Here is a 22,999-nt window from a genome sequence, read left to right on the forward strand (position 1 = left end):
CCTCGAGAAAACCCGGCGACCCCGACCCGACCACCGACCATGAACCCCCGACCATGGTCACGATGGGGACACGAAGTCCATGGTCGGGGTCATGGTCGGCCCGACCATGACCCCGACCATGGGTCTGCCACGATCTGGCGCCAGGCCATCGCGCCCGGCGCGGTTCCCCGGACCGGCGACCGCTGCGCGATCACCTGCCGCCCGGCTGCAGGGCCCGGACCCCGATGCCCAGACGGGCGCCAGCCGGGCCGCGACAGACACCTGCGCAGTGCGCCAGACGGACCTGCGCAAGAGAAGATCAGGAAGTCCGGCCGGCTTGCGCAGTGGCCCCAGCACAACTCGATTGCGCAGGATCCTCGACCGGTTGCGCAGCCCGATTGCGCAACGCCCGTCTGCGGCTGCGCAGTCGGCTGCGCAATTGCTGAGCGCCCGGGTTGAACGTGCGTGGTCGGCCCGACCATGAGCCCGACCACGGCAGCTAGACGGCTCCGTTGCCGGATCGTGATCGATGGTCGGGGCTCGTGGCCGTCAGCCTGGTCGGGGTCGGCGGGTGAGCTGACGACATGGAACACACGCACGCCCGCGCACCCGGGTCAGCCGACCGCCCCACCTCGGCGGGCCCGGTGCGCTGCCTTGGCCACCACGCGTGGCCCGCATCAGGGGCACGGCGGTGAGCCGCTTCGGGGCAGGCGTCCGGCGGGGCGTGATGGCGGCCGACCAGTTCACCCAGATCGCCAACGGGCTGTTCCGCGACAGCTGGCTTTCCTACAAAGCGAAGGGCATCTTCGGGTACGTCAGCACGCACCAGGACGGCTGGCAGGTCACCCTCGCCCACCTCGTTGCCGTCGGGCCCGACGGGCGGGAGGCGGTCCGCGCCGGCCTGAAGGAACTGGAACGGTATGGCTACCTCATCCGCGAACGCCTGCGGCGCCCGAACGGAACGCTCGGCGAGGTCGTCTACTCGATCACCGACCGCCCTGCCACCCTCGACGTCGCCCTGCTGGAAGCCACGTCCACCCTCGCGATCGAAGACGAACACGACGTCGGCTTCGGAGCGGGGATCCGGCGGGGGGTGATGGCGGCCGACCAGTTCACCCAGATCGCCAACGGCCTCTTCCGCGACTCGAAGCTGTCCTTCAAAGCGAAGGGGATCTTCGGGTACGTCAGCACGCACCGGGACGGCTGGCAGGTCACGGTGGCCGAACTGGTGCGCCGCGGTCGCGAAGGCGTCGACGCGGTCGCCACCGGGCTTCACCAGCTGGAGCGGCACGGATTCCTCTACCGCACCCGCGAGCGGAACCCCGACGGCACGCTCGGCCAGGCGCTGTACTTCATCACCGACCTGCCCGGCCTGCAAAACCCCAGGTCGCAACCAGAGTCGGGTTTTCCAAGATTGGCTGAGCCTACGTTGGCTGATCCCGGCACTAAGAACACCAAGAGAAAGAAGACCAACAAGCAGAACACCAGACCCCTCCGTCCGTGCGGCGGCGAACCATCGCGAACACCTGGACGGACGGGCCAGCCGGACATGCCGACTTCTCCGCCAGCCGCGCCCGTGGCGGATGAGATGCACCCGGGGATCCTGCTGCTGCTCGAACTCGGGGCGGCTCGCCCCGAGCTGCTGCTGACTGGGCAGGCGCTGACCGATCAAGGCCGCGTCGTGACGGTGATGCTGGAGTCCGGCTGGAGCCGCGAGCAGCTGCGGCACGTCATCGCTGCCCGGCCCCTGCCGAATCCGGTGCGGACCACGGTCGGCGCGATCATTGCCGCCCGCCTGCGCGCTGCCCAGGCCTACCCGCCGCCCGCCATCGCGGCCGACCGCCACGACAGACCCGCCTGGGACGTCCCGCCGCCGCAGTCGACCAGCTCTGCCGCCGCGCGTTCGGTGAGCGAGGCCCTCACCTATCGGGCCCTCGTGGAATGCGCCGGCTGCGGCGTTCCCGGCACGGCCCCCGGCGAGGACCTCTGCCCGGCCTGCCTCGGCTGGCCGCCGTGCCGCACCTGCCCGGGCCCCACTCCCCGGCGAGCCCACCCCGACGGTGACGGCCGCTGCACCACGTGCGCCTCCGCTTTGACCGACCAACCGGAAGGAAGCAGCCCGTGACCGACACGCTCCACACCCGGCCGCCGACCGCGGCGCACCACGCGCGTCCCTTCACCGGCGATCCGGGGCAGTGGGAGAAGGAGCACTCCCGCGCCCTGCGGACCGGCCACGTCCGCGACAGCACCTGCACGGCCGCGTGCGAGCTCGTGCTCGTCCACGAACGCACCCCCTGGGGCTGGATCGCGTGGACCGTCCCCAGTGACGGCCTCCCGCCCGAGACTCCGCACCAGATCGGGGTGCTCACCCCGGCCGCCACCCGTACCCAGCGGCTGGCCCTGCGCTGGCTGACCAGGCGGCCCGCCCAGCGCATCACCCTGGACCCCGTTCCCGGATCCCTGCGGCTCTCCGCCGCCGCGGTCGCCCTCCTCAGCCTGATCGCCGGCCTTTTCGCTATCGGCTACGGCGTCCCCATCGACGTCGCCCTCCCGGCGATGCTGCTCGCTCCGATACTCGCCGAGCACCTCACCGGCCGACTCGACGCTCGGGCCCGCGAACACGTGCGCAGCGTCGAAGGCGAAGACGCCGTCCGCTACATGCAGCGCCTCGCCGCCCTGCACACCTCGCTCGTCCGGGCCGCCGCCGGCAGCGACCGCTACGAGCTGCGCCGCTCGGCCGAGATCGGCCAACACCTGATGTGGGACGCCGCGGACCTGCTCCAGACCCGGGACCCCCGTTCGGCAGCCGGCCTCATCGCCCGCGAACGGCTGATGCTCCAACTCGCCGACCAGGTTGCCCAGCTCCTGAAGCGCACCACCGCCCAGGACGGCACAGCTGGCACGGACCAGACCCGCGAACCTGAGCGGCCCTTGGGCCCCTACCCGCCCGGCGTCCGGCCGCCAACTCACGCGACGCCTCAGCACACGCCTGGAACATCACCGCTGAAGGGAACCCTCGTCATGACCCAGCCCGAACCCACTCCGGCTGTCCGCACCACCGGCGTCTATCTGCTCTTCGCGCACGAGCCGTACTACCCCGGCCCCGGCACCCAGGAGATCAACACCACAGTGGTGGCGGCCGACACCCTGCTCCACCCGCAGGTCCTCCAGCCCGACGGCGCCCGCATCCACGACCTTCTCACCCAGGGGCGCCAGCCGGGCGAGATCATTCCGCTCGCCACCCTCACCCACGAACTGAACGGCGGCGCCGACTGGCCGACCGTCGGCGACTGGGAGCGCGTCACCATCGACCTGCTGCAGCTCGTCCGATCCGGGGACTGCGATGCCCTCAGCCTCGGCCTGCCCGAGATCGCGCGAGCCCTCGTCTGCATCGGTCCGGACAGCCAGGTGCGCGCCTTCGACGCCGCAGCCGACGAGTTCATCGTCTACGGGGCCGCCGAGCGGTCCGCCGTGCTGGCCGAGGTCGATGTGTTCCTCGCCGGCCTCGTGGCCGAACAAGACCTTTGGCCCGGCGACGGACTGTTCGCCCCGCTCGCCCGACGCGTATGAGCGGGCCAGGGACCAAGGCGGTACGGCGCCGACACCAGCAGCTCAGCCAAGGGGAGCACGGATGCTGATCGGATTCGAAGGACGGGCGGTGTGGGCGGACCTCCGGCGTCTGCTCCACCGACTTGCGCAACGAGCCCGTTGCCGCTGGCGGTCCGTACGTTGACCGTTGCCGCTCCGTACGGCACACGGACTGGCCGGCACACAGACCGGAGCCCCAGGACTCGCCTGGGGCTCCGCGCTCTCTCGTGCCTGCCTGAACGGCCGGCTCACTTCCGCCGACCTGCCGTCACGACGGCAGGACCTTCAGTGTCTCCTGTGCCGCCCAGGTGGCGACGGTGACCGGCACGGCGTCGCCGACCTGGAGCTTCTGGTCGCCCTCGCTGCCGGCGAAGACGTGGTGTGCGGGGAAGCCTTGGGCACGGGCGTTCTCCACGACGGTCAGGGGCCGGTACTCGCACTCGTCGATGTCCAAGTTCGCGGCGGGGCGCGCGAGATAGTGGTGGGCGCCGCCCTGCGCGGTGACGGTTCCGATCGGCTCGTTGAGCGGGGTTGGCCGACCGTGGTTGCGGCGGGTGACGATGAACGGCTTGCCGCCGAATTTCCTGTGTCCTTCCTCGACCTGGGCGCGGGCCGCGGCCGAGTACGCCTCGAACTCCTTGCGGTCCTGTCGACCGTCGCCGAACCGGTGGCCCCGCACGTCCATGTCGAGGACCTCGCCGATGCCGCGCATGACCGGCTCCACGCGCACATGGCAGCGCGGTGTCGGGCACACGTAGTAGTACGACTGCTTCGCCGCGGAGGGGCGCCCGGATACGGGCTTGCGGCGCAGGTACCCGCCGATGCGGCGGCCGCGTTTGACACCGGGCCAATGCTGAATGCCCTTGACCAGGCCGCACGACGGGCAAAGCGCATCCGGCCTGGGCCGAAGGTCTGGCACCACGCCGAGGTCTTTGCGGACCATCACCCACACGAGCCGGTCGCGGTACTGCGGGACCGGGCCGAGGACCCCGTCCGGCGTGTCGACGCCGATGTGCGCGGAGTTCACGCAGGCGATCGTCGGGTGGTAGCCGTGGGGCCCGAGGGCGTCCCACACGCGCAACCAGGCGTCGAACATCCTCGGATTGTTGGTGAAGAAACCCGGCACGTTCTCACCGACGTAGGCCAGCGGTCCGTGGACGTCGGCGTAGCGGATCGGCTCCCACGCCGTCATCCGGGTCTGCTCCCACCGGCTCGGCTTGGCCACCTTGCCCTCGCCGACATCGAACTCTTCCTGGACGCGGGCCTTGGAGTTGCCGCCTGCAGGGGTGGCTTCCCGGCAGATCGGCGAGCCGACCAAGACGTCCGCGTAGGGAAGGGTGCGCATGTCGATCGTCTGGATCGCGGCCTCGCGCACGTACAGGCCCGGGACGTTGGCGCGCGCGGTGGCGACGGCGGCCGGGTTGTGGTTGGCGCCGAAGCGCGGGGCGTATCCGGCGTTCATGAAGCCGCGGCCGTCGCCCCAGCCTCCGCTGAACAAGTGACCAGAGGTGTACACGTCACGCCTCCTGGTCCGCAGCCGCGGTGGGGTTCCCGGCCGTGCACCCGTCGCAGCTGCCGGGCAGGGCGTCCGCCGGCGTGCCGGGGCGGACGTAACGAGCCCGCTTGGCGGGCTTCTTCAGCGCGGCCTCGACGGCGTTCTCCAGGGCGTCGAACTCGGGTCCTTCGTCCTCGATGACAACCCCCGGATCGGGTGCTCCCGGCCGGGCGGCCCGCTTGATCAACTCGGCCATGCTGGTGTTGGGGTTGAAGGGGACGCCCCGCACCCGTTCGACGAGGGCGTACAGTTCCGCCAGTCGCGGCCGGCGCTTCACGGCGAGCAGCAGGTCCCGCTGGGAGGCGAGGACGCACAGCGAGCAGGAGCAGCGGCTGGATCCCTTCCAATCTCCCGCGCCCGGGTGGGAGTCGTAGCACCACTGGTGAGGAAGACCCTGCTCGTCCGTCCAGTCCTTGACCTCCTGAGTGGTCACCTGGTGGGCGGGGGACCACTCGTGGACGACCCGGGCCGTGTTGTCCGTCGTCGTACGGAACGCAGGCCGCTTCTTGCGATCCGGGCTCTCATCCGCCCTGATCCCCAGGACGTTCGCGCAGACCACCGGACGGCCAAGCTGCTTCTTGCGGGCCCGGACCATGGAGCTGAAGGCGCCATAGATGAGGCCGGTCTTCCAGTCACTGCGGCAGGGGAGCACACCCTTCCACGGCCAGTCACCACGCTCGGCGATGTAGGTCAACAGGTCGTACGGGACACGCTCGCCCTCCAGATCACGAGCCCGCCGGACCTCGATGTGCCGCTCGGGAGGCACACCCAGGGCCCGGCTGTGAAGGGCCGCCAGTTCGCTGCTGCCGGGGTAGCGGACGCCGCCGACCGTGACGGCAGGCCACTCCAGCGGACCGAGACTGGCGTGGATGGTGTAGACCCGGTCCTCGACGCCGGCGGCGCGCGCAGCGTCCAGAGCCAGAGCGGCGGCGCGGGGACCGTCCTTCCCGCCCGAGAGATTGAGGATGTAGATGTCGACCTCGTCCGGGACGAGGGCGGTCATGGGGTCGGTTCCCTCTTCGGCGGTGAACAGACCGAGCTGCAGGCTGCTGCTCATGTGCGACGTCTCCTGGTGAGCTGAGTTGGTGACCTGTCGGCCGGGCGTTGCCGCACCCGGCCGACAGAGACTTCTGAGAGTGGTGACCGCTCCAGGTTGCCGCCTGAAGCGTAAAATCAATTATACGCTCTTTTGCTCGCCTCGGCAACCCTGCTCACAGCTGTGGCCCCCGGTGGACCGGGGGCCACAGCCAGGCGTTTCGCGGCCATGCGAGGCGGCGCTTGCCTGTGGTGGTAGTCGGTGGTCGGCGGTACGCGTTCTAGCGCGCGGCGATCACTCAGCGGGAAGCAGGTCAGGTGCGTCGTCTACGCCGAGCAGCAGGACGTGGTGGCCGACGGCCTTGGTTACGCCGTCGGTGACCCGCTCGACGTCCAGGCGCAGCCGGATGCGGCCGGCGCCTTCGCCGTTGGCCGCAAGGTCATGTTCCAGTTCGTCGTCGAGGCGGTCCAGGGCGGCCTCGGCCGCGGCGTAGTCGGCCAGGTCGCGGGCGAGGAGCTGGCGGGTGGTGGTGTCGCGGAGTTGGTAGCTGGTCATCGGGACTCGTCCTTCGGTGTGGGGTGATCAGTGGTCGAGTCGGCGATCCTTCGTGCCGCGTTCACCGCGCGCGACCAGACGTCGGGGCTGCCGCCGTGCTCGCGGGCGAGGGAGGCGGCGAGTCCACGGATGTCGCCGCGCTCGCGCAGGGCGGCCAGGGCGACGGCCGCCCGCCGGTCGGATTCCGAGCGGGCCGGCGCGGCCGCGGGCCGGTGCTCGAGGGCGTTGCGTACGACGTACTCCCAGGACCTCTGCGGTCCCCCGTACTGCACGCTGAGCTCCGCGGCCAGCCCCGGGTGGTAGCCGTCGCGCTCGATCGCCTCGGCGGCGTACTGCTCGGCGAGCTGCGTGGCTGTGAGCGGCTCACCGCCGGCGTGGGCGCTCAGCTCGGCCGCGAGAGCCTCCTCGAGGGCGGAGGGCCGGCCGACGGCCGCGTCGGCCTGGGGCCCGGGACGGCGGCCGGCCTTGCCGAGCTTGTCCCCGGTGCGCTTCTTGTCGAAGTCCTGCAGGTCGCCGACGCGGAAACCGGGGATCATGCGGCCGGTCGGGCCCTCGACCGGCTCGGCGAGGGGCTTCGGGAAGTAGTCGGGGTTGTCCTTCAGGTACTTGCGGATGGCCGAGGCCCCGTTGAAGCCCAGCCACTTGGCGGCCGTGTTGATGGAGACGACATCCTCCGGGTCGGCCTGGTACAGCTCGGGGTCGGCCTTGAGGACCTTGCTCGCCTTCTCCTGCTGGAACCAGGTGTAGAAGTCGCGGAACTGCTGCTCGTCGTAGAAGTCGGTCCCGTCGATGCGTTCCTTCTCCGGGTGACGGTGCTCCTCCGGCTGCTCGAGGCGCACCTTGTACCAGCGGGCCGCGGTGCCGACGCTGGCGCCGGTGAACTCGCGGATCCAGTCGCGGTTGACCACGGCACGGTCGCCGACGACGCGACGCTGCGGGTTCAGGGCCTTGGACATTGCACTCTCCGGTTCGGATCGCGGCCCTATACTGAGGGCCTGCTCCTCTTTGTTCCTCCGGCGCTCACGCGCCGGCGGGCGAGTCGAGTTGGTGAAGGTGGTCGGCGGGACGTTCGGTCGGGGTTGCCGCCCTGGGCCGACACCCTCGTGAGAGGGTGCCTTCCGCCGCCCACCGCTTTTGCCGCTAGTTTCGCGTAATCAATATGACGCTCTTGGTGGGTGGCTGTCAATCTCGCCGGCACCTAGAGCACGTCACGGCCGGCTGCGGCGATGCGCGGCCCACTCCCGTTCGAAGTGCGGCACCTTCTTGTCCCGGACCTGGAACGGGGCGGTGACCATCAGCTCTTCCACGGTCGGAAGTGCCGGTCCGCGCTGTTGGACCCACGCCCGCACCCGCCCGTAGCGCTCGTCGACCTCGACTGGGACGCCGTGCCGCTCCGAGACGGTCTGCAGCCTGCGGCCGAGAGCGGCTGCCCGGCCCACGTCGACCCGTTCCACCGAGCGCATCGCCCGCCCGCGCCTGGTCGGGTCCGCCTTCGCGACGGGCAGGATCCGCCGCACGTGGTACAGCGCCCACGGGCAGGCGAGCTCCCCCTCGAACGCGGCGAGCACGGGCCGGTCGGCGGCCCGGCCAGGGTCGAACTGCTCCAGCAGACTGCGCCGGCCGAACAGCCTCGCCTGCGGGTTGAGGCTGACCGAGGTGTACTCCAGGCGCAGCACCCGTCCAGCGATGTCCGGATGGGTGCGCATCCGGTCCAGGTGCGCGTCCATGGCCCCCATCGACACCGGGAAACAACAGAAGCTGCAGTAACTCTTCTCCCACCGCACCCCGAACCGCTCCCACAGGAACGCTTCGCACCGCTCGCGCCCCCACCCCCAGGCGATCAAGGGATACACGCCCTGGCGTAGCGGGTTCTTGCTTGCGGCCTCGTCCCGGCGGCTGCGGCTGACCTCGTCGGCGTTGAACCCCATCACCTGCCTAAACGGCCGGTCGCCGATCTCCTGGGCGATCAGCGCGTCACCGACCTCGCCCTTGGCATGCAAGCTGCAGAGCCGAATACCGCCCTGCTGGGGAACGGTGCCGTTGGACTCGTACTCGTCCCACAGCGCCCAGGGCCCGCGCTCGATGATCCGCTCGGGCTGGCGGGAGTCGTCCATGACCGCGATCTGCAACGAACGGCTGGCCCGGGCGACTTGAACGAGCCGGACCCGGTGCTCGCGCAGGAGCGGCAGCACGTACTGAGAGGCGTGGGCGCGGGTGGCCGGCCACTCGTCCCCGGTGAGTTCGTGCAGCACCATGGTGCGGGCCAGATCGACTCCGTGGGCGGAAGGGTCCTCCAGCATCTTCACCAGGTACGCGGTCGAGTCGACGCCCAGGCCCCAGTTGACGACCAGCTCGACATCCTCACCACCAGTGCGGGATACGGCGTTCATGCGGCCGCACCCCCTTGGTCGGCCTTCGGGTACGGGTAGGAGGTGGCGGTGAGCCGGCGCTCAGTGCGCGGCCCGATGTAGGCCGCGTAGCGGTGGTTGCCACCGTGGGATACGACCCGCGCGCCGACGGCCTGCAGGGCCTCCTCCAGCCACGCCCGGCCGGGCTCGCCCTCGTCACGGGGGCGGGCGCCGAGGGCGACCAGGCGCCGCTCGACTCCGCCGCGGCCGCGCTCGCCGTTACGGACCTTGGACATCGCGCAGTCGTGGAGGACCGACCCGTCGGGCAGCATGGTCAGGCGCCGCGGGTGCGTCTTGCCCAGGTAGTCCATCCCCTTGGCCTGGTAGATCGTCCCGTAGTGGCCGGGAAAGATCAGCTCGGGGCCGTGGGCGGTGAGGCGCGTCCTGGGCTCGGGGTCGCTGTGCGCGACGACCCCCCGCACGCCTCGGGCGGCCGCCAGGCGGAAGGCGCACGCCTGCGCCCACGTCTCCGCGTTCGCCGGTACCTCGTCGAGCAGCACCAGCCGGTTCAGCTCCAAGCTCTCCTCGTACGGGGTGAGCCGGCCGAATACCGAAGTGAGCACGGCGACCTGGGTCGGGATGCCCAGGGTGAGCACCCCCACCAGGCTGTTCTCCTGGGACGCGGCGGTGTCGATGAGGCCGTAGACGAAGCGGACGGCAGGCCACGAGCCGCTGTAGTGGTGGGCGCGCACGAAGGCCTTCGCCGTGTGGACCAGATGGTTCGGCATCTCGCGGACGCGGTAGCGGGTGGAGTTGAACCCGCCCTCGCTGGTCGGCCTCCAGCTGTGCCGGCGGTTCTTCCACCTCTGGCAGACGGCGCCGAGATCGAGCGGGGGTTGCTCGTACGCAGACATCAGGGTGTTCCCCTCGGGGTGGGTGAGTTGGTGAAGGAAGGCCGGTCCGGGGTTGCCGCCCCGGGACCGGCACAGCGGGCGGTGGGTCAGGTGGTGGGGAGCATCAGCTGTCGGGGGGCGTGCAGCACGTCCAGGACGCGTTCGCGCCAGCGCATCGCCCAGTGCACGCAGTTGGAGCAGCTCTTGTGCTTGCCCTCGCACTGGGGCAGCGGGGCGTTCCAGCGGGCATCGCGCGACCAGGCAAGGGAGTCGGCGGAGGCCAGGTACTCGGCGCACGTTTCGAGCGCCTGGGTCTTCAGCCCGAAGCCGTGCAGGCGCAGCCCGGCGGCGGCCACCGTGGCGAGGACGGCCTGAACGTCCTTGACCGACTTGCGGCGGCATACGGAGCCGACCCCGACCAGCGGATAGTCCGCCAGCCGGACGCCACGCTTGTCGTACAGGTCCAAGCAGGCCTCGTAGTCGGCCGGCCGCCAGCCCTGCACGGTCGGGATGATGTCGACGCCGGGTTCCTCGGTCATCAGGTCGACGAAGTTGCCCACGGTGCGGTCGATGTGCTCCCTCACCGACAGGCCCGTCTTGGCGATCATGTCGGGCTCGCACATCCAGTCCTGCGGGCCGGCCCAGACCAGAAGCCCGATCTCGTCGCGATACCGGCGCAGCTCCCGGACGTAGGCGTACGGACTGACCGTCCAGCCGCCGTGGTCGCCGAGTTCGGAGAAGGCGCCCGAGTCGCACACCCAGGCGTCTGCGGCGCGCGGCAGCGTCGCGCGTTCGGTCAGTGTCGAGCGCGAGACGCACATGGGCACGCCCCACGTGGAGAGCCACTTGGCGTGGTGCCCGCCGATCCAGAACATCGGTCCCTTGGCCGGCGAGTCGCTCGGGTGGAAGCCGAGACCGTATTCGCAGCGGCAGACGCAACTGCCGATGGTGCAGAACCCCCAGTCCAGGCACTGGTCGTGGTAGCAGTGGCCGCAGGCGTAGCGGACGGCGGGCGTGCACGTGCACGTCTCGGCGTCCACCGTCGGCGTGAGCACGCGGGGGGCTGGGGCGGTGAGTACGGCGTTCACGTGGGTGCCCTTCGAGTTGGTGAGGGGGCCGGTCCCGGGGTTGCCGCCCCGGGACCGGCCGGCGGGTCAGTGAGGGAGGGGCTCGCCGGTCTGGCCGTGGCACGTCACGGTGAAGGCGGGATCGGCGCACCGGGCAGCGAGCTGGGAGCCGGTCCAGTCCTCGGCCTTGACGGACTGCACCAGGTGTCCGACTGGGCACAGGACCAGGACCCGGCCGTAGGAGGTGCTGCGTACGACCGGAGGACTGGCGTGGGGCAGGGCCCCGGGGCGCCTGGAGAGCTGGGTGATCACTGCTGCGGCCCGCTCCTCGCAGACTTCGAACAGGCCGAACTCGTCCTCGGCTGCGTCCACCCGGCGGTGAGCGTCGGCAGCTGCGGTTCGCGCCCGGTAGACCTCGGCCAGGGCGTACGCGGCCTCCCGTTCACGGGCGACGGCGAGGAGCGGTTCCAACTGCGCGCGCTGCTCCTCCAAAACCCTGGCGGCGCAGGCCGCGACCTGGGGGCGCACGGTCCGGACCGAGGCGAGGTAGTCGTCCTGGTCGCACAGGACGCGGACCAACTCCCACCGCTGGCCGGTGACCTGGTTGAAGGTGGCGGTGAAGGTCAGGGGGATACGGAAGTGGGTGGCGACGTGTACGGCGACTCCCAGCAGCGGACCGGGGTCGACGGATTCTGCGAACGTGGGGCGGAGCGTGAAGACCGCCGTCCGGCCGCCGACTTCGCCGGAGACCTGGAGTTCAGGGGGACCGGCGCTGTGGTCATAGGAGGTGGCCGGATGCGTGGTCGGCTGGATGGATTTCATGGGGGCGCCTCCTTGGTGGCTGCACTCGGGCGGGTTGGTGGGAGGCCGGTCCGGGGGGTTGCCGCCCCGGACCGGCGGTGGGGCAAAACGGCGAGCGGGTGTGGCTGTCGCGGTCGGTGAACCGCGTCAGGTGTCCGCGCTGGGCGGGTCGCCGCGGTTCCAGGGAGCGAGGACGGCCCGCGGCTCGTTCGCCCCTCGTCGGCGTTCGCGTCGTGCGGCCAGCAGCAGATCGAGGATCCGCCGGCCTTTGACCTCCGCCTGGTGGCGCAGGGCTGTGGGCATCTGGGCGGGGAGCATCACCCGCTTCGCCCGTAGGTCGATCTCCAGCGTGACGGTGCGCACCAGGGTGGAGCCCCGCTCCTGGCCGACGTACAGGTGCAGCCGCGCCTGGACCCGGTGGTCGACAGGGGTGAGCTCTACGTACTCGTTGGCCCAGGAGAAGTTCTCGACGTCGGGGGAGAGCTGCACCCGTGCGGGAACGGTGCGCCCGGTGGGCACGTCGCGGTCATGGAGCGGGGCGGTGGGGTCCTTCTCTCGGCGCGTCACGTGCTCGTGGAAGGGGTACCAGCCGGGCCCGTAGAAGACGGCTCGGGGTTCCAAGGCGTACGCCCAGTCGTTGAGTTCCAGCTTCACGCCGAACGAGTGGGGCTCGTTCTTCGGGGCGACGTGGAGGTCCAGGGACGGGACTTCGTGTGGAGGTGGGGGCGGAGCGAAGTCGGGAGGCGCGGGCAGGTCGGCAGGGGTGAACGTCGTGCGGGTGTTGCCCACCTCGTCCGGGACGAAGCCATCGAGCATCACCACCTTGCGGACCATGCGGGGGACGGCGCGCTCGCGCAGGGTGACGCGCAGGGCCACGGCCGAGCCCTCGGCGGCGATCAGCTCCTGGAAGTCCCAGTCCGGCTGTGCCGCGCGCAGGTCGTGTTGCACCGTACGCAGCGCCCGGGAGATGCGGCGGCCGAGCGGGTCTTCTGGGTCCGGGCGGCGGGTTGCGGGCAGGACGAGGGCGGCGTCGGGGTGCCACTGGTCGGACATGACCTGCCACGGTCCGGGCTTCAGCAGCGCGGCGACCTGGCCGGCGAGCTGTGCGGCCTCTGTCAGCTCGCGCAGGACGGCGGCGGTGAGGCGGGCGGTGGACGGCGCGTCCCACGGGCCGCCCAGGACCAGGCTGAGTCCGCTGCCGGGGCTGCCCAGGGTGACGCCGAGCCGCCTGCCTTCCAGCCAGGCTTCCGCATGCCCGAACCGGACGAACAGCCCGGGCTCGTCGGGCCGTTGGAACGGGGCGCCGGTGGTGAGCAGGCGGGCAACGGCCGCCAGGGGCGGGCGGGCGTCGCGGGCGTCGGGCAGGGCCGGGGCAAAGCGGGTGACCGCGTCGAGAATGCGCGACGTGACAGGCGTCGGGGTGTGCGCGCTGATGCGCGCGGTGCAGATCCGGGCGGGGCCGGTGGGCGACGGTGCGGCCAGGGCCGCCTCAAGCTGGCCGTGCCGCTCGCGGGTGCGCAGGGTCAGCCGGTAGCCGCCGGGCAGGTCGGCGCGGGTGCGGTCACGTCCGCGCAGGTGGTGTTCGACGATGGTGTCGGAGATGGCATAGGTCGGAGAGGCGGGCTCGAACTCGTACATGGCGCAGGCCTCCATAGGCGGCAGTCGGCGAGGTTGTGCGGGGCGGTCAGCGGGTGATGCGGGCCCGGGCGCGGTCGGCCTGGACGTGGACGGCATCGGCGTGCGCGGCGGCGCGGACCTTGTCGGCCCACTCGGCGGCGCGCTGGGCCAGTCCGGCGAGGCGCACGAAGTAGGCGTCCTGGTGCTGGCGGGCGCGGTCCATCAGCGCCGCGTGCTCGGCGGTCAGCTCCTGGGCGGTGTACGCGGCGATCGCTTCCACGCCATGGCGGCGGGTGACGCGTCCGAAGGGGCAGGCGCCTTCCTCCTGCTCGATGACGGCGACGTCGGCGGCAGGCCAACCGGTGGCCTCGTCGCGCGGGCCGAGCTGGATGTCGAGCACGCACACCGCGTCCGCATCGTGCAGGCCGTCAGCCTGGTAGCGGATGTGTGGCCGGGGCACCGGGCCCGTCTGGCGCTCGGTGTGCGCGCGCCACAGTTCGGGGGAGGGGTCTTCCTCGTCCTGGTGGAGGCGGTGAAGGTAGGAGAGAAGGGCGGGCAGCTGCCAGGCGGGGGAGCCGAACGGCGCGGCCGGCATGGCGAGCCCGGCCCGGGCGATCAGGCCCGTGTGGTTGCTGACGGCGGCCTGGGCGACGAACAGAGAGGCGTTCAGGCGGAGTTCGGAGCGGAGCATGGCGAGGCCTTCCGGGCGGGCGGCGCGCAGAGATGGAAGGGGGAGGGGGCCCGGGCCGGACCTGTCAGGTCCGGCCCGGGCAGCAGGTCAGGACGCGTCCTCGGAGTCCTCGACGCTCACGGCGTCCGGGTCGTCCGGGGTGTCCTCGTCGGCCTGTCCGTCGGCGTCGGCCGCTTCCGGCTCGCCCTCCTGGTAGGGCTCGTCGTCGACGATGGCCTGTTCGACGCTGGAGAGCGGGTAGCCGATCTCGGCGAGGAACTTAAGCCACGTGCGGGCGTCCTCGCGGATCTCCCGCAGCTCGTACACGGCCGAGCGGGCGGTGCTGTCGGTGCGCCAGGTCCGGACCTCGCCCATCCGCTTCTCGAACGTCGCGGCCAGCACCGCGAAGTTCAGCAGGGTGAGCTTGGCCGGGGTCGCCGTGGCAGCGCGCTCGGCGGGCTGGTCGTAGCCGGTCAGCTCCTTGACCAGGTCCCGGCGGCCCGCGTCGCCCACCCACTGAGCCACCGGCTTGGGGCAGGCAAGGAGCTGCCCGGTGATGAACGCGGCAAGCGGCTTCGGTGCGGTCTTGCGGCCGATCAGGTCCTTCAGCCATGTCTGCCGGGCCTTCTCGGCGGCGCGGTAGGCCTTGTTGCCCGCCTTGACGTACTCGCGCGACGGCTCCGACGGCTTGGCCTCACCCGTCGCCTGCGGCTGCTCCTCGGCCTGGTCGCCGTCCGTCTCGGGGGCGTCTTCCTGGGGCGGGTAGTGGCCGAAGCGCTCCGGGTCGGTGCAGAAGTACTCGACCTCGCCGGGCTCGCGGGGGTTCTCGGCCCAGGTCGCCACGTGGCCGGGGCACTCGGCGTGCGCATCGGCGGTCATGGGCTCGCCGTCCGGGCCGTCCAGCTCGCTGAGCGGCTCGGCGGTGGCCGGAAGCGTGTCGCCGTCCTCGGCCAGCCGCACCCCCGCCGCCGTCAGCTGCGGGCGGACCTCGGCGCGGGCGCGCTGCTCCTCGCGGTCGTCGCGCTCCCACTGCACCTGGAACTCGAAGCGGCCCTTGGCGTAGGCGTCCAGCAGCCGGTCTACGGCGGCGGGGTCGTCGTCGAACTCGCCCAGCACTCCGAGGACTTCGAGGTCGAGGTCGTACGTACCGGCTTCGGCGAGTGCCGAACGGGTCCGCTCGCCGACCGACTTGGCGGTCTTCACCGCCTGGGACACGTCCCTGCGGGAGCGGCCGGTGAGTTCGGCGACCCTGGCCTGCTTCATGCCCGCGCCGACCGCGCCGAACAGGGCGTCGGCCTGCTCCAGCTCGGTCAGGCCCCGGCGGTAGTCGTCGTCGTTCTCGATGAGCTGGTCGATGAAGTCCTCGCCCGCCTCGCGCAGGGAGGGGTCGAGCACGTACGCGGGGACCTCGATCGTGTCCTGCTCCGCCTCGGTCTCCTTGGTGGCCCGCGCGGCGAAGTAGCGCCGGTGGCCCATCTTCAGCTCGTAGGTGTTCTCGCCGAGCGGGAGGACCACGACGGGGACCTTCACGCCGTTGGCCGCGACGGACTTGAGGAACTTCTCGTCCAGGTTGAGGTCCTGGCGGACGTTGTTCTCGTTGACGCGGATCTGGCCGAGCTGCAGCGTGACCCGCTGCATCGGTGTGGTCGTTGCGGTGTCGCTCACGGATTGCTCCTCGTGCGATCGGTTGGTGTTGAGCAAGTTGCCGCTTGCTCGTGAAATCAATTATACGCCATTCGATCCGTGGGGCAACACCTTTTTCCGGGGGAGTGCTGGGGGAACCGTGCTGGTCAGGGGCGCCCTTCGGGCGGGCGTCGGGGCGGTCAGGTCTCGGTCACCGTCACCGGGGGCAGGCCCATGTGGGCGGCCCAGGCTTCGGCGGCGTCGTGCAGGGTGCGAAAGCCGGTCGGCCAGATCGGATGCCGGGCCTTCTGGGTCGCGTAGACGTAGGTGAACACCTGCGGTCCCAGGCCGTGAGCGTGCTGCAGGCGGCCGGCCAGATGGGGGTGCTCAGGGCACCAGATGCGGTAGCGGCCCAAGGCGTCGAGCCCGTCACGGAACACGTCGCCGTGCTCCAGGTGGACGGCGACCGGCTCAGGCCGGGGCGGGGTGGCCCGTACTCCGCCCTTGGTCGGCACGGTGGCGAAACCGGCCTTGTGGAGGTGGGCGGCGATGTCGGCACGTAGGCGCAGCCAGGTGTCGCGGGCCGCTCCGGGCCTCGGCGGCTTGCCGAGATGGCGGCCGATGAGCAGCGTCACGTGGGCGGTGCCGTCCTCGCCTGAGTGGCCGACAGACACGGCCACCTGCTCTGCGGCGAGCTGCTGGCGCTTGACGGCGGGGAACCGGCTCGCGGGCAGGGCGCTGCGGGTGGCGCGGACGTACCAGGACGGTGCCCCCGGCCGGTAGGGGCAGCGGTGGCGGGCGGTCGGCGTGCTCATCGTGCGGCCTCGTCGGCGTCGCCGGAACGGCTGTCCGGGGCCGGTGCGGTGCGCCGGGTCACCTCGCCGTAGGCCTTCATGACGGCCTCGGTCGCCTCGTCGCCGACGTAGCGGAAGGTGACGATGTTGAGGCCGTCGCCGAGAACCTGCGCGGTCACACGCTCGATGGTCCCGCGCTTGCGGTACTCGACGAGCAGGGACGGTTCGGACCGGGTGACCTCGGCTCCGGGGACCAGTGCCACGAGGTGATCCGCCACGGCGGCCCGGGCCTCGGCGTGCTTGCGGGACTCCTCGTTGGCCGCGAGCACCTTCGGGAAGGTCTCGTCGTAGACCGGCAGCAGCTTGGTACGGACGGCCTGTTCCAGCGCCCTGCCGCCCCGGTCGGCGCGCATCTCCGTACGGGGGCGGTGCCGTTGCATCAGGCTGTACGACGTGTCCGGGTAGGCGACCCTCGCCCGGACGTACCCCTCACGCCGTGCGGGGCTGATCTCGATGCGCCGCCCGTCGGGGTGTTCCAGAACGGCGCCCTCCTTGCCGGATGCTGCGGACGGACGGGCGGTCCAGCCGCCGCCGGGCATCAACGGCGCGGCTTCGGCGGCGAGTTGGTAGGTGATGGACGGCATGATGGTTCGCCCTCTCGACGGGTCGGTGCCGGATGGGTTGCCGCTCATCCGGGAGACTGCGGCGTGGTCAGCCAGGACTGAGGGGGCGGACGATGTCCGCCCCCGGGCGGCGGGGGTCAGTCCTCGTCGGGCTGCATGATGGTGATCACGGGCTCGCCGTGGTCGCCGGGCCCGATCGCGCAGACGAGCTGGACCGGGCGGGCCTGCTGGGTGCGGCCGTCGCGCGGCACCCGCCGCAGGTCGACGGTGACCTGCCCGCCGCCCCCGCCGCTGCGCCGGATCGCGTGGCGGGTCATGGTCAGCACGTCCCACAGGCGGCCGCGCTCGTCCTGCGGTACCTGCCGCTCGCTGTCCCCCTCGTTCCAGGCCACGCAGCCTTCCCACGCGGCGCTGGTGAGGGCGACCGGAACTCGGAAGCCGGCCTCCCGGGCCAACTCGGCGTCGGCGGCGATCAGAACGCCGTCTGCCAGGGCCCGGGCGCGGGTGTAGACATGGATGAACTCGTCCGCGTCGGCCAGGGGGACCGACCGCATGGCGTCGTCGCTGACGGCGGGATCGTCGGTGACGGCCGCGTCGTACAGAACCGCATCGATGCGGGACAGCACGCTGTCGCTGCTCACCCGCTCTTCTCGCGGCGAGCCGGGCCGGTGCCGGGCGGGCTGCCGCTCGTGCGGGGAACTGTGGCCGTGGTCGGCCGGTGCGGGGCCGGTGGGGGCGGCGTCCTCCCCGGCCACCATCGCCGCGTGCACCTCGAGCACCGTCCCCAGGGCCGCAACCCTCCGGGAGTCTCCGGCGGTCACGGCTTCGGCCCGCTCCTGCTCGAACGCGTCCCGGATCTGCTCGTGGCTGTAGCCCTGGGCGAGCTTCACGCGGACGGTCTTTCCCACGAGATCGACCGCCAGGGCGGGCAGATGACCGGGCAGGCGGTCACGGCCCGGCACACCGGATGCCCGCGTGCGCCGGGCGAGCGTGCGAGCCGCGCTGCGGTCCTGCGCGCTGGCCGGTCCGGCGGCCTGGTTCGCGTGCCCGGAGCCGGGCGCGGCGGTGGGAGCCGCGGGAACCTCGGCGGCCGGCGAATCGTCCGCCGGGGCAGCGGGGGCCTCGGCGGTCAGTTCGTAGAACCGGTTGGAGTGAACGTGGACCGTCCACTTCTGCCCGGGGGTGTCCTCGGTGAGCCGGGCGCGCGGCGTGCTCTCCCACGCCTCGAATGCGCGCGCCGGGTCGACCGGCACCATGTTGCCGCTGTCGGAGTCGTAGGCGCGGCAGGTGCGGGCCGCCGTGCGGATCTCCGCAACGCGCTTGGTCCAGTTCCGGCGGATCGTGGTCATCGCGGTGTCCTCCTGATTTCGAGTGGTGCCGGATGAGTTGCCGCTCATCCGGTAGGGGGCCGGGCGCCGTGGTCGGCGCCCGGCGGGACGGTTCAGGCCCGGACGGCCGAGTCGGCGGTGCGCAGGGCCTCGCGGGTGGCCTCCAGCAGCGGCACGGAGATACCGCCCGCCTCCAGGTCGGCGGCCGTGATGCGGCCTGCCTCCAGGTCGCAGAACAGGTTCCCCAGGCAGACCGACAGGGCGCCCAGCTCGTAGCGCAGGCCGTGCGGGGTGACCGTGCGCGCGCCCACCAGGAACCCGTGCCGGTCGTAGGGGGCGGCGTTCACCAGGTCGCGCACGGTCGGGTAGTCGTCGGAGGTGGAACCCCGGAAGCGGGTCGCGCGCAGGAAGGCCACCATGGCGCAGTCCATGCGGAAGGTGCCCGGCTTGGTGTGGTCGTCCTCGTCGGCGGCCTCGACCAGCCGTCCCACGGGTTTGGTGCCGGTCCATCCGGAGTTCGACGGGGTGGTGTTCTTGCCGTGAACCTCGGCGTTCCGGAGGTGCGCGTACGTGCTGTAGACGGTGGTGCCGCCCGGGCTGCGCTCCTCGTGTCCGGCCACCTTCTCGACCAGCCAGACCGGCTCCGAGCCGGGCCGGTAGGCGGTGAAGTCCTCCCGGTCGAAGACCAGCATTCCGGCGGTGATGTCGTGTCCGTAGGCGCCCATGTGCGGCTCCCTGTCTGCTCGGTGTGGGTCGGTCGGTGGCCGGTGAATTGCCGCTCACCTGCAAAATCAATAATACACCTTCATGGGGGTTGATCAATCCCTTTTTCAGAACAAGGTGTCCCCGCCGCCGTCGCCGAACTCGGCCGGCTGTGCGGCCCTGGGTGCCACACGGGCGTGCTGGGCCTTCGGCTTGTGCGGGCGGCTGGCCACGGCTTCCTGCTCCGCGCGGGCGGCCTGCTCCGCCTGGGCCTCGAACTCGTCCTCGTCGCGGTTGTGCACCACGATTTCAACGGCCGGTGAGGCGTCGCGCCACTGGTCGCGGTACTCGTCCGTGGGGATGCCGGGGTTGGGGCGGAGCTTGATCCCGGTCTCGCGGTGGAAGCGCTCGTACGCGGGCGAGTCCTGCGAGACGAATCCGGTCTCGATGCGGAACGGTGCGGATTCCCTCGGGATGATGAACGCTCCCCGCCGGGCGAGCGTCTCGGCGACCGCGATCACGTGGAACTCGAACAGCGGCCCTCGGTACCCGGGGGCGTTGCCGTTGCGCTTGATCCGCCCGAACGGCGGGTTGCTGATCGCGCAGTCGAACGGACCGAGGTTCATGCCCGGGACGTCGAGCACATCGGCGCAGATCCACGTGGCCTCCGGCAGGACGCGCCGCCCGACCTTCACGTACTCCGGGTTCTTCTCCACGCACACGATCTCGCGTGGCGGCAGACGCTCCCAGCGCCGGTTCCAGTAGTCGCGGGCGTGCCAGGCCAGGCGTCCGATGCCCGCGCACAGGTCGATGATGCGGTCACCCGGGATCACGTGGTGGAGCTCGCCGGCGAGCTCGGCCGGTGTGAAGAACGCGCCGTCCAGGGTGCGGCCCATGTTCGCGGACTCGTGGAAGTGGTCGAGAATGAATTCCCGCTCCTCCTCGGTCAAGTCCCGGTCCATGTCGACCAGTTCGCGCGCCCGGTTGTGCTGCTTGGTCTGTTCCTTGCTGAGTTTTCCGGCCATGACATGCCGCCTTTCGGGGTGGTGTGGTGCACCGGTCCGGGGTGCCGGCCGGACCGGCGGTGAGAGGGGCGTTACGCGCTGGGCTGCGTCGTGGCGGGGAACCACCACTCCTTGCGGTCGTCGCCGTCGCGCGGGTGGGCGGAGATGCGGACACCGGCCGTCGTTGTGGAGTGGTAGAAGCACCACCGGCGGTGGGCGATGACGCGGTCCCAGCGCGTGACGTAGCCGTCGAACACACTGATGAGCGAGCCATACCGGTTGCGTTCGGTCCGGTAGACCCTCCACCGCATGCAGTCGGCCACCTGCCAGCGGGGCCCGATTCCTGCCCGCTCGATCCACAGTTCGGTGCAGTCGTGACAGGACACCCGGCGTAGGGCCTGTCCCAGGTCGGCGGACTCCCACCATGCCGGGGCAGCGCCGCACAGAGCTGCGCCGCCGTCCTCCTCGGCGCGGTGCACCGTCAGGGCCAGGCCGTCAGCCGTGCGGAACCCGGAAGCCCCTACGGCGCAACGGGCGATGAACATCCGCCGGGCGCTGCCGGGGGCGGTCGGGGCGGCCTGCGGGGCGCGGAGCGTCTGGACGCTGGCGCAGGCTCCGCCGTCCGTCTCCCACGCCTCGACGGCGCCCAGGTCCGTGACGGCGGCGGGCGGGTGCGGGCGATCGCCGGTGAGCTGAGAGGGGAAGTGCGTGGACATGGGGGCTCCGCTCGGTGGGCCGGGCGTCTGGGGCGCCCGGCCGGTCGGGTGGTCGGCTCGGAGGTGGTTACCGGGGTGCGACCCGCGGCTTACCTGGTGCGGGCGGTGCGAAGGTCGGCAACCAGGGCGGTTGCGTTGTCGGCGTAGGTTCCGGCGTGGCCGATCGCCGAGGTGGCGACGTCCCGTGCGGCCTGGCTCGGCGTACCGGTGAGGTAGTCGGCCAGGTTGCGGGCTGAGTCCTCCAGGGGCTCGTACGCGCCGTCACTGGCCAGCAGCAGACGGCAGTTCTCCGGGTCACGGGTGGTGGACTCGATGGCGGGATGCCCGTACTGGGCTTTCCGCTCCTCGTCGGTCTCCGTCGCGCCCAGGCACGACGTGATGCGGTTGCGGCTGCCCTGGAAGACGCGCCGAAGGTTGTGGTCGTCGGTGAGGCGGTGGACGGTGCCGCGCGGGGTGAGGACGTAGGCGCGGGCGTCTCCGCACCAGGCGACGGTGAGCGGCTTGCCGGGGGCGGTGACGGCCACGACGGCGCACGCGGCGGGCAGGTCGTAGCGGGCGTACTTGTCCTGCCGGTCCGGCTCGGTGGCGTACGCCTCGTAGACGGCCCTCAGACCGGTCTCGGCGTCGGCGCGGTGAGCGGCGGCCCGGGCGAGCCGGCGGGCGGCGGTGCGGGTCCATTCGCGTACCGCGTCGCTGGAGCCGATGCCGTCGCACAGTGCGTACGCGCGGGCGCCGTTGTGGGTGTAGGTGGCGGTGGCGTCGCACTGGTGGGAGCGGTCGCCGATGAGCTGGAAGGCAGCATGGGTGGGCATGAGGACTCCGGGAGGCAGGCCGGGCCGGGCGCCGTGGGCGCCCGGCCGTGGGGCGGTCAGGCGGTGGGGGTCGGCTCGGGCTGTGCCGTGGTGACGCTCAGGTTTTCGGCGCGCAGGTCGGCGGCGACGGCGGCCATGAACTCGGTGTCGGCCTGCTGGTCGCGGCTGCCGGGCGCGTACCAGTACTGGTTCTTGCGGTGCCACCTGAAGCCGTGGCGCTTGAGCACGTCGGCGGCGCCGTCGCCCAGACGCGTACCGGTGACCGTCGTCCCGTCCTCGGTCGTGTGCTGGAGCGTGAGTCCCTCGTCGCCCTCCTCGCGGGCGCTCGCCGGGCGGGCGGCCTGGGCGGCGGCCTGCTCCTGGGCGGCGGCCCAGCGCTGGGGCAGGACAACGTCATGGGCAATCTGCCACATCTGCTGCGGGGCCCAGTTCTCCTGGATGACGTGGCCGTCGATGACGCAGGCGTCGAGCATGCCGCTCGTGGGCGGCTCGGTGCCGTCGTGGGCCTCGGACCACAGGGCGGCGGCGGCCTTCAGTGCGTCATCGGAGACGTCCCGGTGGGTGTTGATGCCGTCGACCAGCGGCTTACCGGTGACCTTCCGGCCCTTGACGGTGACGGTGACCGTGTTGTCGGTGGACTCGTAGCGGTCCTCCATGCCGTTGAACTGCGCGCCCTGCATGGGGCGGGTGTGCTCTTCGACATCGGCCGTGCAGGGGCCGTCGGTCCAGTAGACGGAGATCCACGCGGCGGCGGTACCGGTGCCCTTGCGCACGCTGAACTTCACGCCGGGAAACGCGCTCTTCAGGCGGTTCCGGAGTTCGGCGGCCACGTCCTTGGTGTCGATGTAGTCCATGCCCTGTCCCTCTGCTATGAGTTGGGTTGGTGGTGGGTGAGTTGCCGCTCATCCCTGAAATCAATAATACGCGCTTACCTGGGGAGGTTCAACGCTTCCGCCGTATCAGTCGGCACTGAAGACACATTCACCGTTGACCGTGATCCGGATCGGGATCGTTCCATCCGGGCTGATCAGGTCGCCGGGTACCTCGCCGGTGTCCAGATGGACGGACACCACAAGGCCTTCACCGCAGCTCCAGTAGGCATAGACCTGGGTCCCGCCGGTCTCCAGGCACGGCAACGTGCCCCGCTGCTTCCGGTGCTGGTGCAGAAACCGCGCGCGTCGGTTCAGGGTGGTCGCTCGGCGCTTGCTCAGGCGCATAGCTGTGCTTCCTCTGAGGAATCCTGGGAGGCGGCCGGCGCCGTGGGCGCCCGGCCATGGGGTGGTCAGGC

The 22,999-nt window shown here is 71.4% G+C and carries 22 protein-coding genes; 2 read left to right on the forward strand and 20 right to left on the reverse strand.

The genetic code is table 11. The features are described from left to right. The first annotated feature begins 670 nt into the window (after nt 1-670). Together AC27LF_RS38450 and AC27LF_RS38455 are read left to right on the forward strand one after the other, a co-directional pair. On the forward strand, nt 671-2,104 hold the full coding sequence (locus tag AC27LF_RS38450; RefSeq protein WP_479663853.1) for a hypothetical protein: 1,434 nt from the start codon (nt 671-673) through the stop codon (nt 2,102-2,104). After that, nucleotides 2,101-3,549, forward strand: coding sequence for a hypothetical protein (locus AC27LF_RS38455; protein ID WP_479663833.1), 1,449 nt, complete (start codon nt 2,101-2,103; stop codon nt 3,547-3,549). Before AC27LF_RS38450 ends, AC27LF_RS38455 begins: the two co-directional genes overlap by 4 nt. A 286-nt stretch (nt 3,550-3,835) precedes the next feature. Here the strand turns inward: AC27LF_RS38455 and AC27LF_RS38460 are convergent, their stop codons facing one another. The 20 genes from AC27LF_RS38460 to AC27LF_RS38555 form a co-directional block, all read right to left on the reverse strand. Further along, nucleotides 3,836-5,083 (reverse strand): DNA cytosine methyltransferase, encoded by a 1,248-nt coding sequence (locus AC27LF_RS38460; protein ID WP_479663834.1) that lies wholly within the window; start codon nt 5,081-5,083, stop codon nt 3,836-3,838. A gap of 1 nt (nt 5,084) precedes the next feature. Further along, on the reverse strand, nt 5,085-6,179 hold the full coding sequence (locus tag AC27LF_RS38465; RefSeq protein WP_479663835.1) for a phosphoadenosine phosphosulfate reductase: 1,095 nt from the start codon (nt 6,177-6,179) through the stop codon (nt 5,085-5,087). 273 nt (nt 6,180-6,452) lie between these two features. Further along, nucleotides 6,453-6,713: a hypothetical protein gene (locus AC27LF_RS38470; protein WP_058928810.1), complete on the reverse strand. Its 261-nt coding sequence runs from the start codon at nt 6,711-6,713 to the stop codon at nt 6,453-6,455. Further along, nucleotides 6,710-7,669, reverse strand: coding sequence for a hypothetical protein (locus tag AC27LF_RS38475; protein WP_479663836.1), 960 nt, complete (start codon nt 7,667-7,669; stop codon nt 6,710-6,712). Before AC27LF_RS38475 ends, AC27LF_RS38470 begins: the two co-directional genes overlap by 4 nt. 252 nt (nt 7,670-7,921) lie before the next feature. Further along, a complete protein-coding gene (locus tag AC27LF_RS38480; RefSeq protein WP_479663837.1) occupies nt 7,922-9,103 on the reverse strand; it encodes a hypothetical protein in 1,182 nt (393 codons plus the stop codon). Continuing rightward, the gene (locus AC27LF_RS38485; protein ID WP_479663838.1) at nt 9,100-9,975 is read right to left on the reverse strand and encodes a Mom family adenine methylcarbamoylation protein; all 876 of its coding nucleotides are present in this window, start codon (nt 9,973-9,975) and stop codon (nt 9,100-9,102) included. Before AC27LF_RS38485 ends, AC27LF_RS38480 begins: the two co-directional genes overlap by 4 nt. An 86-nt stretch (nt 9,976-10,061) precedes the next feature. After that, nucleotides 10,062-11,042: a deazapurine DNA modification protein DpdA family protein gene (locus AC27LF_RS38490; protein ID WP_479663839.1), complete on the reverse strand. Its 981-nt coding sequence runs from the start codon at nt 11,040-11,042 to the stop codon at nt 10,062-10,064. A 66-nt stretch (nt 11,043-11,108) separates the two neighbouring features. Continuing rightward, a complete protein-coding gene (locus tag AC27LF_RS38495) occupies nt 11,109-11,843 on the reverse strand; it encodes a hypothetical protein (protein ID WP_479663840.1) in 735 nt (244 codons plus the stop codon). Nucleotides 11,844-11,969: 126 nt separating this feature from the next. Then, the gene (locus tag AC27LF_RS38500) at nt 11,970-13,460 is read right to left on the reverse strand and encodes a hypothetical protein (protein WP_479663841.1); all 1,491 of its coding nucleotides are present in this window, start codon (nt 13,458-13,460) and stop codon (nt 11,970-11,972) included. Between the two features lie 46 nt (nt 13,461-13,506). Then, complete coding sequence (locus tag AC27LF_RS38505) at nt 13,507-14,130, reverse strand: hypothetical protein (protein WP_200702456.1); 624 nt, start codon at nt 14,128-14,130, stop codon at nt 13,507-13,509. An 87-nt stretch (nt 14,131-14,217) separates the two neighbouring features. Next, nucleotides 14,218-15,774, reverse strand: coding sequence for a ParB/RepB/Spo0J family partition protein (locus AC27LF_RS38510; RefSeq protein WP_479663842.1), 1,557 nt, complete (start codon nt 15,772-15,774; stop codon nt 14,218-14,220). Between the two features lie 158 nt (nt 15,775-15,932). Continuing rightward, nucleotides 15,933-16,547 (reverse strand): hypothetical protein, encoded by a 615-nt coding sequence (locus tag AC27LF_RS38515; protein WP_479663843.1) that lies wholly within the window; start codon nt 16,545-16,547, stop codon nt 15,933-15,935. Further along, nucleotides 16,544-17,170: a hypothetical protein gene (locus tag AC27LF_RS38520; RefSeq protein ID WP_479663844.1), complete on the reverse strand. Its 627-nt coding sequence runs from the start codon at nt 17,168-17,170 to the stop codon at nt 16,544-16,546. The genes AC27LF_RS38515 and AC27LF_RS38520 overlap by 4 nt, the downstream gene beginning before the upstream one ends. A 116-nt stretch (nt 17,171-17,286) precedes the next feature. Then, nucleotides 17,287-18,498, reverse strand: a complete 1,212-nt coding sequence (locus AC27LF_RS38525; protein ID WP_479663845.1) for a DUF6573 family protein — start codon at nt 18,496-18,498, stop codon at nt 17,287-17,289. A gap of 92 nt (nt 18,499-18,590) precedes the next feature. Further along, nucleotides 18,591-19,202: a hypothetical protein gene (locus AC27LF_RS38530; protein WP_479663846.1), complete on the reverse strand. Its 612-nt coding sequence runs from the start codon at nt 19,200-19,202 to the stop codon at nt 18,591-18,593. A gap of 105 nt (nt 19,203-19,307) precedes the next feature. After that, nucleotides 19,308-20,204 (reverse strand): class I SAM-dependent methyltransferase, encoded by an 897-nt coding sequence (locus AC27LF_RS38535; RefSeq protein ID WP_479663847.1) that lies wholly within the window; start codon nt 20,202-20,204, stop codon nt 19,308-19,310. A 71-nt stretch (nt 20,205-20,275) separates the two neighbouring features. Beyond that, nucleotides 20,276-20,899: a hypothetical protein gene (locus AC27LF_RS38540; RefSeq protein ID WP_200702449.1), complete on the reverse strand. Its 624-nt coding sequence runs from the start codon at nt 20,897-20,899 to the stop codon at nt 20,276-20,278. Nucleotides 20,900-20,988: 89 nt separating this feature from the next. After that, complete coding sequence (locus AC27LF_RS38545) at nt 20,989-21,711, reverse strand: protein phosphatase 2C domain-containing protein (protein WP_200702448.1); 723 nt, start codon at nt 21,709-21,711, stop codon at nt 20,989-20,991. A 56-nt stretch (nt 21,712-21,767) separates the two neighbouring features. Continuing rightward, nucleotides 21,768-22,565 (reverse strand): LPD29 domain-containing protein, encoded by a 798-nt coding sequence (locus tag AC27LF_RS38550; protein ID WP_479663848.1) that lies wholly within the window; start codon nt 22,563-22,565, stop codon nt 21,768-21,770. A 105-nt stretch (nt 22,566-22,670) separates the two neighbouring features. Continuing rightward, nucleotides 22,671-22,928 carry a hypothetical protein gene (locus tag AC27LF_RS38555; protein ID WP_200702446.1) on the reverse strand — a complete coding sequence of 86 codons (258 nt, stop codon included), beginning with the start codon at nt 22,926-22,928 and terminating at the stop codon, nt 22,671-22,673. Between the last annotated feature and the right edge of the window lie 71 nt (nt 22,929-22,999).

The sequence above is a fragment of the Streptomyces diversicolor genome (assembly GCF_057537855.1).